Consider the following 11829-nt stretch of genomic DNA (forward strand, 5'->3'; position numbering starts at 1 on the left):
TGGAGCGCTCCTTGGAGGTGTAACGACTCGGCGCACCGCGTCCTGAATAGCTACGTTTCGAATTTGCGGGAAGCCCTTAGACGACCGAGCTGCTGCGACTGAGACGGAACGGCCGAAACGTTCCCCGGCAGCAACGGCCTGATGATGGGACTAGGCGACTGCCTTATGAGCTGTGTACGCGGAATCCGACTCGTAGCTGGACGTGCCTGGGTGCCTTGCCTAAGCTACGCACAAACGTTGCAGGGGCCCGCCGAGCCTCATAAAAGGGATCAGATATGGAAAGCGCGATTCAGAGCACGGAGCCGCTGCGCCGTCGACCCGTCCACGCCCGGTACTTATCCGCAGCCTGTCTCGCAATCCTGTGTGCCACGGCGAGCGGCGACTCGCCCACATATTCGTTGATCCTGCGACCGCAGATCGCGCTGGATCCTATTCAGGGCGTCCCTGCCAATATCCTTTACACACCGGTCAATGGCGTCATCCACGACCTCAACGGCGATGGCACGTCCGACATCGTGATCGGTGTCAACGGCGTTCACCCGGCGGTCTACTACAACAACGGCACGGCCGATCCCTTCGAGAACGTCCCGGGAGTGTTCGTTTCGCCGCCGCCCGTGATCTTGATGACCTGGGGCGCGGTGACGGTGAGCGACATCGATGCCGACGGTCGTCCCGATCTCGCCATCGGCGGCTTCAATGCGTCGAACACGATCTATCTGAACGATGGCAGTCCCGCGCCGTTCAACAACGTGACTCCCATTGCCATCGGCGCAACGGATGTCAGCATGCACCCCGCGTTTGGCGACGTGAACGGCGATGGCTTCGTCGACCTGGCCGTTGCCAACACCAATCATGTTCCGAGCCGGGTGTACCTGACACAAGGCGCTCCACTCACCAGCGGCACTTATACGACCGCTCAGGTCGGCCCCGTGGCAGGCGGATATGGCCAGAGCACCGTGATCGCCGATGTGAACGGCGATAACAGGCTCGATCTCATTCTCGGCTACGTCATTGCCTCCTTCCCGGGCACGGATCCGGAAGGGATCGCAATCTATCTGAACAACGGCACCGGCGATCCGTTCGGCAATGTGACGCCCCTGCAGTTGCTCGCGGGCGAGTCCGTCAATGCAATTGCGGTAGCGGACATCAATCAGGATGGGCGGATGGACCTGATCACGTCGGTGTCCGACATGGGCCTGGCCTCGGGAACGCAAAGTGTGTTTCTGAACACGGGCTCGTCCACCGATCCGTTCTCCAGTGCTCAGGACCTCCAACCCAACGGCAATCTCGGCGGTGGCTGTCTCGACATCGCGGTCGGCGATGTGAACGGCGACGCCCGCCCCGATCTCTTGTTCTCCTGTTCGGCCCCCGCGTGGAATGCTAATCCGATGCCGGAAACCCCGGCGGTGGGTTCGATCTATCTCAACAGCGGTACGGCGAATCCGTTCGCTAACGCCGCTCCCGTTGATATTCCCGCGACGCCCAACAGCGGTTATGGACGAGGCATCGCCGTCGGGACACTCGTTGCCAACGCAGCCCCTGCGGTCCTCATCGTGGATGGCGCCTCGCGCTATGGCGCGTACCACCCGACCGTTCTTGCACTGGATCCGGTCGCACAGAACGATTCTGCCGTCGTTGCGATCAATACAACGATCCAGATCGGTGTGCTCGCCAATGACACCGCGGCGCCAGGTCAGACTCTGGATATCAGCTCACTCAGAATCACCGAGACTCCGCAGCACGGGACGGCGACGGTGAACGCAAGCGGTACGGTGACCTATGCCGCGGCCTCGGGATACTCAGGCGCGGATACATTCGCATACACCGTGCGCGACGGTCTCGGCGCGCGGTCTCAACGGGCAGTAGTAAACATCGCCGTCCAGGCTGCGCCGATCGCGACCAACGACATGAGAACGCTCAGCGCGGGGCAGTCCGTCACCCTCGATGTGCTAGCTAACGACACCAGCAGCGGCGGCACACTCGACGCTGCATCGATCACGATTGCGGTCCCGGCTGTACACGGCACTGCTGTAGTAACGAACGGTCAGGTCGTCTACACGCCTGCCGCGGGCTACGCCGGTGTCGACGCGTTCCAGTATTCCGTGAAGGACAACCTGGGCACCGTATCTAACATTGCTACCGTCAGCCTCAGCGTCCAGTCGCTACCGATCGCAACGAACGACACCTCCAGCGTTCAGGCCAATCGCAGCGTCACTATCAACGTCGTCGCCAACGACAAGAGCGAAGGCGGCACACTCGACCACGCCTCGGTCGCGATCGTGAACGGCCCAGCGCATGGCACTACCACCGTTTCTAACGGGTCGGTGACCTATACACCGACTGCCGGTTATTCCGGCTCCGACAGCTTCGAGTATTCCGTGCGCGACAACCTGGGTGCGACGTCGAATGCGGCCATGGTCTCCGTTCAAGTGACCGCCCCGCCCGCCTCCGGCGGCGGCGGTGGCGGTTCGTTCGGTACGTCGGAGTTGCTTGCGCTGCTCGGGTTGCTCGTTGGTGTCGCGCGTCGCCGTCGTAGTTGGTCGGCATAGATTTCGACTCCAACTGACCCTATCTCCGAATGAAAATCACCCAGCGTTCGATAGGAAACGCGCATTCGGTTTTCTTTGCTCCGAGCCGACCGGATTTATACGACGGGAGATTACCTCCAATCCGCGAAAGCGCTATGGAGCCGGGCCGGGGGCGTTAGGCAAGTGGAGTGGCTGTCTGCCGATTCCGCCTTCGTCGTCATAACCAAGCAATCGAAGGTGGAGACCTGGAGCTGGCCACCAGAAGACCATCCCCGTTGGGAGATTCACCTCTCGAGGCATACTTAATAAAACGCTTGATAGGACGCGCAGGCGTCGTGCGAAAGCATCGCCATTGATCAGAGCATCCTCAGAACCATGATTCGCCACAAAGGATCTTTCGTCTGCCCACATTGGGCGCGGTAATGACGCTTTCGCGCGCTTGAATGTCTCCCGGTACCAACCTTTGGAGATGCTGCGCTGTTGAAGCAAATGGCACCGGTCCTTGTCTCGAGAAAATCTAAACAAAGAGGAGAACCTGAATATGACACAGCGAAACATTGCCGCTTCGATGATATTTTCTTTGTTGAGCGTAGCCCCGTTAGCGATGGCTTGCGAAACGCAGAATCCGAATTGTGAGGGAAAGGTCTGGTTCGTGAACGAAACCAAGGGCCCCAAATGTTTCAGGCTTTATCAGGGCGACAGCCCGGGTTTCAAGAATTTTTGTGTCCCTCCGGGTGGACGGGTCGACTACAAGGTGCGTTCAGGCGATACGCACTGTGTGATTTATGAGGATCGCGCCCCGCCCAGCAATTGTACGCGCTACCCCTTTGTACTGATCACTAAGTACACCAGGAGCAAAGCGACGGAAAAAAGGGCGATCGTGCATCCGCGCGGTCGCCCGATCGTCAACTCCGACGGGCTACCTCGCCCGAACAGTATTAACGACCCACCCGCGGCAAATGAAACAACGCTCGCGCACCGCCGAGATCCACACGCTTACACAAGAGCTCATGAAACTCCGCAGGCTTAAGAACTGAGCGGCGGCCGCTGGTCAGGCCGGTGAGATGGTCTTTCAGTAGAAACGGTTCCAGGTCGTAGCGCCGTACCACGGTGTCGGAGGAAGAAGCGGCCTGCCACGAAGCGGCGATCGCGCGAGCCAGCTCACGGTTCTCGGCGATGGTGAGAGCATTCTGGAGCGCGAAGTGCGAGCCGCCGATCACTTCCACCCGGGAGCGGACTTTCTCGCCAAACGTTCCTCGTTGCTTGAGGGCACGCTGATTGCCGAACTCGACGTTAGCTGCGACGTGCGACCAGCGGGCAATAGTGACTCTCACGGCCTCGTGCTCTTCGGCTTCGCGGAGTCGATGCACGCCCTGTTCGCGTTCGAGATAGCCGTGCGCGTACGCTCCTTTGACGGCAAAGAAGGTCGCATCCGACGGCGTGAGCGGATCCGCGAGCAATTGAGTGTGATAGCCGATTTCATCGGCCCAGCCGCGGTAGGTCTCGAACAAGAGGTCGCGTAACTGGGTGGAATGACCGATGGGCGTGATAGCGATCAAAGCATCGATAGCACCGTCACCACCCATTCGCACCAGCTCGCGCTCGGCCACCTCGAGGTCCGCCGTGATTTGATCGATCGAGCGCTCGAGAACTTCGAGCTGTCGGACGTTGGGTCGCGAGAGTTCCTGTGAGAGGCCGTCGATGCGGGTCTGTAATGACTCGAGTCGCATCAGCACCTCCTTCAGCTCGTCCATCTCAACGAGCGCTTCATTCGCCAACGCGACGTCGCGCCAGAAGTGCGCAGCCCGTCGCTGTTTATCCAGCTCGCTCAATCGCGCGGTGAGTGCATCTTTGTTGCAGTACTTGGCCAATTCCTCGCAGCGCGTGGCCAGCTTGCGTGCCTCGTCATTCATTTCGATGACGCTGCGTCGTTGTTTGTTGGCCGCTAGCTCACGCGCAGCTTCCCGCCTGTAACTGCGACTCGCCTCCGATTCCAGTACCCGGACTCGTGTGCTCCCAGGGGTGGAGCGATCGGGCTCATGGGATGCGATGTCGAGTTTGAGGATGCTGCCGGGCGGGACGTCGCTCTCCATGAGGCGGCTCGCGATCGGAAACAGGACGCGTTGCTGTACCTGTCTCTTCAACGCGCGGGCGCCGTACTCCCGATCGAAACCGGTCTCGACCACTGCGTCCAACACGTCCTCGCCCACCTCGACGCACAGATTGCGAGACGTGATGCCTTCCCGGGCGAGCAGTTGCTGGATCTCGCGATTCGCGATCCGACGTACGCTCTCACGTGTCAGCCCGTCGAAGGTGACGATATGCTGAAAGCGATTGAGCAGCTCGGGACGAAACACGCTCTCCAGCGACTTGAGGGAGATTTGCCCTGACGGGGAGCCCACAAACCCCAGCGGACCTTTGTGAGCATCCTGAGCGCCGACGTTCGAGGTCGCGATCACGATCGTGTTACGGAAGTTCGCGCGAGCGCCGTTCGGTGGCGAGACGTGACCTTCGTCGAGCAGCTGCAGGAGCATGTCCCACACGTTTTGATGTGCCTTCTCGATCTCATCGAACAGGATGACCTGAAAGGGCTGCGCGCGAATCGGATCCAGCAGGCGCGCCGGTTGTCGCGGCTTGTTGGGGTCGCCGACCAGGAGCTGGAAGGCGTGATAGTCCTTGAACTCCGACAGATCGAATCGCAGCAGGCGCGATTCGCTGCCGAACAAATATTGCGCGAGCGCCTTCGCCAGCTCGGTCTTGCCGACGCCGGTCGGCCCCACGAACAGCAACGTGCCGATCGGACGGGTGGGATCGTGCAACCCCGCTTTGAACAGGGTGATGACTTCGACCACGGACTCGATCGCACGCTCCTGGCCGATAATCCGCTCTCGGAACCATTCGCGGATCTCCCGCGCCGGCTTCGTGACAGAGCGGGAAACAACGAAACGCGGCAGGCCCGAATAGATGGAAAAGACCTTCTCGATGAAGGCCTGATCGATCAGCTCAGGCTCACCGATGGCGACTTTCTCGCGCTGATAGTCGGCGATCTGTTGTATCAGTCGTAACAACTGGCCGGGGCCGCGGTCTCCGGGCAGGAATCGACTGCACAGGGTCATCAGCTCGCGGATCGCGCGCTCATCCACAGGGATCTGTCGGGAAGCAGCGTAGTCGGTGGCGAGGCTGGAAATCTGATTCTCTTCGAGCGGCACGATGGGCACGACATCGAACAGCGATGTGAACAGCGGCGCTGACTGCAGCCCCAGCAATCGCTCGGGGGTCACTTCCCCGATCAGCTGGACCTCGCCCGTCAGCATTCTCGGCCGCAAATGGTCGAAGAGTGCCGTGGGGTCGCTGCTCGAGGTACCTACGGTGAGCACGTTCCATATATCGGGAACGTACAGCACGCCGCGCCGACCTTTCAGTGCCTGCAGGATGGCTTCCACCTTGCTAGGCCAGTCGCCTAAGTAGCGCGTGCCCGTCAAAACGGCATTCGTCGGCAGTTCCCAAAGCTCACGCGCGATGCGAGGCAGCTCGTTCCCAACGCCGTGCACGACGGACGTCTTCCCCACGCCGACGTCACCCACCAACAGCACCGAACGGTTGCGCTTGAGTGCGGCGAGCACAGCACCCACCGCCTGCTCCCGATAGCGCGGCAATTCAAGCTTCTTGTCCAGGATCAGACGGCTGAGATTTCGTCCCTCCTGGCCCAATGCATCGGAATATCGCTGATCGGCCATTATGTCCTGCTCGTTGACTTGGCTCGCGGTCGAGGCGCCCTGACCCATTCGACAATCCTGATAAACTTGCCCAATTCAACCGTGAACCGCAAGCAACACATGCTGGACGTCGGCCGCTATGAAGTGGTGGTGCGCGATGGCATCGGCCGCATTCGCGATAAAGCCTCGGGCGAGGTCATGCACTCGGTGAACGACCCCGCCGAAGAAGCGCACGCCCTTTATGTCGAGCAATCGCGCCTGGTGGAGAGGCTGCAGGAGACAAGCACCGAGCCGCTGGTCGTGTGGGACGTCGGCCTCGGCGCGGCGGCCAACGCGATGGCCACGATTCAAGCTGCCGAAGCAATGAATGTCGCCGATCGCGGCCGGCGATTACTGCTGATCAGTTTCGAGAACGACCTGAATTCCCTCAAACTGGCCTTGCATCATCGTCAGTGGTTCAAACACCTCGAACACGCCGCGCCCGAACAATTGCTCGCGGAGGGCCGATGGGTAAGCCAGGACGGCTCGATCGAATGGCGATTACTCAAGGGGGACTTTGCGACGCTCAAGTTCGTTGCTCCACTGCCGGATCTGATCTTCTTCGATCCATTTTCATTCAAGACGGATAGTAAGTTGTGGGCTGTGGCATCTTTTCGCGAGCTGCTTCAGGTATGCAACGGTCACGCGACAGAACTATTCACGTACACCAACTCCACCGCCGTGCGTGCGGCGATGCTCGTTGCGGGTTTCTATGTAGCCAAGGGATGCGCGACAGGACCGAAATCAGAAACGACCATTGGCTTGTCGCCGCTCGCTGCAATAGGCAGTCACCGGCGGGAACTGCTCGGCGCAGCGTGGTTGCTTCGATGGAGCCGCAGCGGAGCACAGACGCCTTTCGGGGTGAGTGCGAACGATGAGTCATGGCGTGCAGCCGTGACCGAACATCCGCAATTTCAGCTCACTTAAAATTTGCAATTCAGGGCGAGACTACATCCTGTTTCTATATACAGCTCTGCATCGGCCGGTTACGATCCAGACCGTGCTCGAACAACACGAGCTCCCCGACCACCGCTCAAAAGCTTTCCTAACCTTTCGAGCGGTCCTACTGAACCTTTCTATCGAGAGTGCAATGCATGAAAAGCGGCGCTCGACGGTGGTGGAACACCGCCGAACGCCTGACCAAGCCACCTTATCGGAGAAGATGACATGGCTGACCAAGATGATACTGCCAACCCCACCCGCAAACGTCACAACCAACTCAAACCCACGGCAGACGCACGCGCGCCCGCCGCGGCAGCGGACACCGCGCCACTACCGCAGACATTAGACGAAGCCATCGAGCGCGTGCGCTCTCTCCTGCTGGAGGTCCGCGCCATGCTCCACTGCTTGTCCGAGGTACTGCAGTACTCGGATGACGATGACAGTGTCCTGCACGCGGAGGTTGCGCAGGCAGCGGCGAGATGGATCAACGACTCGGCGGCGGATCTGGATATGGTGAAGCTGCGGCCGCTGATCGAGTTGATCCGGAAGCGCGAGGATGAGTCAGGCTCGGGCGGCTGTGGCCTGTATCAGGTGAGGGAACAGACGGCGGTTTATCGCGTCGCTTGAGAAACGGTTGCATCCTCTGTCGCCGCGAGAAGGAACGGCGCGGCGACGGAGGGTGGGGCGCAGATAAGCTGCTCAAAGGCTCCAGTGCTCAGCAAGATCGGTAACGGAGATCGCTCCGCTTCGGACCAACTGCTGATACCGAATGCCGCGCTTCAGCATCGCGATCAGATGATCCCCATCGCTTTCCAGGATGATGATTTCGTAGGCGGTTTGTGAGTTGTTGAAGTGAAGCTGAATTGCATTCATCAGCTCGCGTAAGGCGAACAGCGCCATTTCGATTTCTTCACGTGATGGACCTGTCAGCGGTACCGCATGTCTGTTGACCATCGTCTCGTGATCGAAGTGGGCGATGTGCTTGTTTCGCCTTGCCCGAATCTTGTCGCATTTGTCCTGGTACTTACTGAGATTCAACGTCATCATCGGCTCGAGGCCGGGTTCGTTTGTCGAAATCGCCTTGACCAAGGCCGTGACGGTCAGATTCTTGAAACGCCCAGTCTGCGCGGGATCGCCCAGCTTCGCGAGACCCAGTTGCACATCATCCAACAGTACGTTCTGCAGCACTTGCGCAAAAGTACCAGCGGAGCGGTTCAATATCTCGACTCGCTCCTCGTCGGTTCCGAACAACTGCCGGTAAATCTGCCAGCGGCCGTGCAGCCATGTGACCTCGTAGTCAAGTTCGCTCCACAATGCGGCAACGTCCGGAGGAACGCCGTTCAGGCCTGTGCTCATGTGTGCCTCCAGGGAACATTGCACATTCTACGATGGCGCTGTCTTGCCGAATCCGTGTACCTCTTGGCCGTCAGCAGACGCAATGAGTACGGTCGCTTCGAACCAAAGAGGGAGCGCTGTCTGGCGGCGTAAGAAGCAGTGAATTCGACCAAAGTAGACGCCTCTCGCGACTCACTTTTTCAGGTGTTGCTCAATCATCTCCACCACGTAACGAATGCCCATCCCGATCAAGACATTCTGTTGTGCCCGGTGCTCGATTGCCACCGCGACCACAGGGAATACGGGGTGCTCGCCGGGATTCTCATTCAGGTCGTACATTAACTCTCGCATCGACGGCCCAGGCAAAACGCGATGTCCAAAGGCGTCCGCGTCTGGCCGAAAGCCGCCTCGCCGCGAAGAAACATCCCGCCGTCCAGGCCACGCCCTAACGTGGATAGTCACGGCAGGTGACGCTCCTTAGTGGCCGTCGACGGGACGGTGCACCCGTAGTTCAGGGTCTTCAACACTTCTTTGCCCTCTCCACACGGTCATCAGCCGACCGCCAATCCTCCACCTGGAGGATTTCTCGCCGCCCGAACTCGGTACAGTAGGCTGTCAACGGCCATGCCGAAATCCATCGGGCCGCCATCCCAGCGCGTGACGGCGGTGCGGGCGTTGATGGTGACGCCTTGCTCATCATGATGTCGCGGCAGCTCACGCCAGTCGCTCATTGGGTAGCGGTGGTCCGGCGCGATGCTGTCGAAGCTCTGGCCGTTCGGTCGCAGGAAACGAATCGCGCCGTCGTCCAGTACATGGATTTCGACCTTGCCTTCGTGCACCGCGCGGTGGTGCGCCCTACACAAGGTAACGAGGTTGGATAGCTTTGTTTCGCCGCCGTGTGCCCAGTGATGAATGTGATGTGCGTCGGTGTATCGGGTGTTGCAGCAACCGGGGAACCGGCAGCCTTTATCGCGCGAGCGGAGCGCGCGTTGCAGGGCCGGCGGCACGCTTCTCGTTTTTCGGCCGACGTTGAGAGGCTCACCTTGTTCGTCTTCAACGATGCCGACCACGCTGGCATCGCACGCGAGACGCCGCGCAGTCTCGGCGGCGATGTGTGTGCCGTGCTCGATCTCGCAGCGACCCGCACAGCCGGTTTGCAATGTTTCCATATCGACGTGCACGACGATCTGATGCCTGTCACCACCGCTTAACGTCGCGGCGCCGCTCTGAAGGAAACTCTCGGCCAGCAGTTCCAGCGCATCGGCACGACGGGTCCGTGTCGGCAGGAATTTAACATTCGGCGTTCCAGCTGGAGTTTCCGCCTCCACCGCCTCCGGCTCGGTCTCCCAGAGATCGTCGACCGCCTTGTCGATCGCCTTCATGAAAAGCGCGCCGGCCTGGGCGGGCAAGCGACCTTTAATGATCAGCGAACCATCATGATCGTAGAAGTACTGGAGCGTGCGATCCTTCTGCTGTCGCACCTCGCGTGTCAGCTCCTCGGCTTCTTTGGCGTGGCGGTAGTAGCGAACGAGTTGTTCCACGTGATGCGCAGTGCCGTGGATGGCGATCGTTAATAAGTAGTCTTCGGTGGCCGGGCAGGCCACGCGCGTTAGTTCGCGCACCTTCGAGTAGCTGAGTTCGCCGCGCTCCATCGCCGCGGAAATCTTCGGCAGGTTCTCGAGCGCGCGAGCCGTCCTCACTTTCTCGCGCGCTGCGCAGAAGCTGATGCCGCACTTCCAATTCAGCCAATGCGCACACGATTGCGTAGCGCCGTCGTTCCAGCCGGCTCGGCGGTCGAACTCCGCGATAAGAGTTAGCAAACGATAGGTGGCAGCGTTGATGTGGCCGGAGAGTTCGGTGATCTGATCACCGATGGCACGGGTTTCCTCGATACGCGCGATGCGTGCGCGGAAACCTTCGTCGGCAAGGTATGTCTCCATCGGTCGCCCCAGTGAAATATGGCTCGTGCTGGGGAGCAGATTACTTCAATCCCGATGGCCTGTATATAAAATCAGTCCAGCGACCAGCCAACGACTAGCAATCGCCACCTGAAGCTTGCGAGCCCTGCTCGAAACATTTTGGGCTCTCAGCGGTCGCGCGCACGCGCTAACGCACTTGGGCCGCATCGCGAGATCCCCGTTGTCGCTCGCGCATCATCGATCGCGACGTATGGAAGCGCGATAAGGAGCGCTACGGAAGGCGCGAGCTGTCGGAATAAGCGGCACGGATTGCCCGAAAGTGCCGGGCACCGCGAAGGCCTCCGTGCGTCGCGAACTCCCCTCAAGCGCCACTTGAAAATCGCGGCCCCATCCCCAGTGTGCTGCGCGCCCCGACACTCAACTCTTAGGAGGTGCGGATATGTTCGGCAGCATATATTCCGAGAGCCCGCTCTGGAGTCAGTTGCGGCGTCTCGAGCAGGAACTCGATGAAGCTTTTGGCGCAGGCACCGCCTGGTCCGGCGGTATTCGCTCGTTGCCTCCCGGCACTTTTCCGGCCATCAATGTGGGCAGCACCGAGGAGGGCGTCACGGTCTATCTGTTTGCACCCGGTATCGATGCGAAGAAGCTCGACATTTCTATTCAGCAGAACGTGCTATCGATCAACGGCGCTCGGGAGGAGCCAGCGGAGGAACAGGGAACGTACTACCGGCGGGAGCGATTCGCCGGCGAGTTTCGACGCGTCATCAGCCTTCCGGACGATGTCGATCCGGACAAGGTCGAGGCCTCGTACCGCGACGGTATCGTGCAGATCAGGGTTAGCCGTCGCGAATCGACCAAGCCGCGACAGATCACGGTCCAGTGAATGGGAGGTGCACCATGAATCGGGCAACTGAAGTTTCGTCCAGGAAGGAGAATTCCACCGGCGACTGGCAGCGCGAGGTGATCCGGCCGGCGGTGGACATCTTCGAAAATGCCAATGGCATCACGCTGAAAGCCGACATGCCGGGCGTATCGAAGGAACGGCTCGAGATCCGGGTCGAAGGCAACAATCTGCGAGTGGAAGGCACGATCGGCATCGAAGCGCAGTCGGAAATGTCGGCGCTGTACGCGGATCTGCGCGCGACGACCTATCGGCGCAGCTTCGCCATCGGCAATGAGTTGGAAACCGAAAAGATCGACGCAAGTCTGGCCGATGGCGTGTTGACGCTGCGCATCCCGAAGCGCGCCGAGCTTAGGCCGCGTCGCATCGAGATCAAGGGCTGACGATTTGCGGTAGCCCCAAGCCCCGGCCGGTTGTCAGGCGGCAGCCGGCCGAGGTACTGAGCAGCA

9 protein-coding genes are annotated in these 11829 nt (G+C 60.2%); 5 read left to right on the forward strand and 4 right to left on the reverse strand.

The genetic code is table 11. The annotated features are described in order from the left end of the window. The first annotated feature begins 275 nt into the window (after positions 1-275). Positions 276-2549 (forward strand): Ig-like domain-containing protein, encoded by a 2274-nt coding sequence (locus ACFPN2_RS06475; protein ID WP_380595804.1) that lies wholly within the window; start codon positions 276-278, stop codon positions 2547-2549. A 917-nt stretch (positions 2550-3466) separates the two neighbouring features. On the opposite strand, the gene ACFPN2_RS06480 is transcribed toward ACFPN2_RS06475, so the two are convergent. Continuing rightward, complete coding sequence (locus ACFPN2_RS06480; RefSeq protein ID WP_380595805.1) at positions 3467-6265, reverse strand: AAA family ATPase; 2799 nt, start codon at positions 6263-6265, stop codon at positions 3467-3469. A gap of 186 nt (positions 6266-6451) precedes the next feature. Here ACFPN2_RS06480 and ACFPN2_RS06485 point away from each other — a divergent pair, with 186 nt between their 5' ends. Next, complete coding sequence (locus ACFPN2_RS06485; RefSeq protein ID WP_380595806.1) at positions 6452-7210, forward strand: MnmC family methyltransferase; 759 nt, start codon at positions 6452-6454, stop codon at positions 7208-7210. Positions 7211-7450: 240 nt separating this feature from the next. Further along, positions 7451-7852, forward strand: a complete 402-nt coding sequence (locus tag ACFPN2_RS06490) for a hypothetical protein (protein WP_380595807.1) — start codon at positions 7451-7453, stop codon at positions 7850-7852. Positions 7853-7924: 72 nt separating this feature from the next. Here ACFPN2_RS06490 and ACFPN2_RS06495 read toward each other — a convergent pair whose 3' ends face one another. The 3 genes from ACFPN2_RS06495 to ACFPN2_RS06505 form a co-directional block, all read right to left on the reverse strand. Beyond that, a complete protein-coding gene (locus ACFPN2_RS06495) occupies positions 7925-8581 on the reverse strand; it encodes an AbiU2 domain-containing protein (protein ID WP_380595808.1) in 657 nt (218 codons plus the stop codon). 171 nt (positions 8582-8752) lie between these two features. Then, complete coding sequence (locus ACFPN2_RS06500; protein WP_380595809.1) at positions 8753-8899, reverse strand: hypothetical protein; 147 nt, start codon at positions 8897-8899, stop codon at positions 8753-8755. Between the two features lie 212 nt (positions 8900-9111). Further along, entirely contained in the window at positions 9112-10500 is a 1389-nt protein-coding gene (locus tag ACFPN2_RS06505; RefSeq protein ID WP_380595810.1) for an HNH endonuclease signature motif containing protein, read from the reverse strand. Positions 10501-10918: 418 nt separating this feature from the next. Between ACFPN2_RS06505 and ACFPN2_RS06510 the strand changes: the two genes are divergently transcribed. Further along, on the forward strand, positions 10919-11362 hold the full coding sequence (locus ACFPN2_RS06510) for an Hsp20/alpha crystallin family protein (RefSeq protein WP_380595811.1): 444 nt from the start codon (positions 10919-10921) through the stop codon (positions 11360-11362). Positions 11363-11376: 14 nt separating this feature from the next. Further along, positions 11377-11763 carry an Hsp20/alpha crystallin family protein gene (locus ACFPN2_RS06515; protein WP_380595812.1) on the forward strand — a complete coding sequence of 129 codons (387 nt, stop codon included), beginning with the start codon at positions 11377-11379 and terminating at the stop codon, positions 11761-11763. The last annotated feature ends 66 nt before the right edge of the window (positions 11764-11829 follow it).

Source organism: Steroidobacter flavus, assembly GCF_042651805.1.
In the GTDB taxonomy this organism is placed as follows: domain Bacteria; phylum Pseudomonadota; class Gammaproteobacteria; order Steroidobacterales; family Steroidobacteraceae; genus Steroidobacter; species Steroidobacter flavus.

Excerpts from the sequence above, each read along its gene's own strand:
- ACFPN2_RS06495 (WP_380595808.1), bottom strand. The coding sequence starts at position 8,581 with ATGAGCACAGGCCTGAACGGCGTTCCTCCGGACGTTGCCGCATTGTGG.
- ACFPN2_RS06510 (WP_380595811.1), top strand. The coding sequence starts at position 10,919 with ATGTTCGGCAGCATATATTCCGAGAGCCCGCTCTGGAGTCAGTTGCGG.
- ACFPN2_RS06490 (WP_380595807.1), top strand. The coding sequence starts at position 7,451 with ATGGCTGACCAAGATGATACTGCCAACCCCACCCGCAAACGTCACAAC.
- ACFPN2_RS06505 (WP_380595810.1), bottom strand. The coding sequence starts at position 10,500 with ATGGAGACATACCTTGCCGACGAAGGTTTCCGCGCACGCATCGCGCGT.
- ACFPN2_RS06500 (WP_380595809.1), bottom strand. The coding sequence starts at position 8,899 with ATGTACGACCTGAATGAGAATCCCGGCGAGCACCCCGTATTCCCTGTG.
- ACFPN2_RS06480 (WP_380595805.1), bottom strand. The coding sequence starts at position 6,265 with ATGGCCGATCAGCGATATTCCGATGCATTGGGCCAGGAGGGACGAAAT.
- ACFPN2_RS06475 (WP_380595804.1), top strand. The coding sequence starts at position 276 with ATGGAAAGCGCGATTCAGAGCACGGAGCCGCTGCGCCGTCGACCCGTC.
- ACFPN2_RS06515 (WP_380595812.1), top strand. The coding sequence starts at position 11,377 with ATGAATCGGGCAACTGAAGTTTCGTCCAGGAAGGAGAATTCCACCGGC.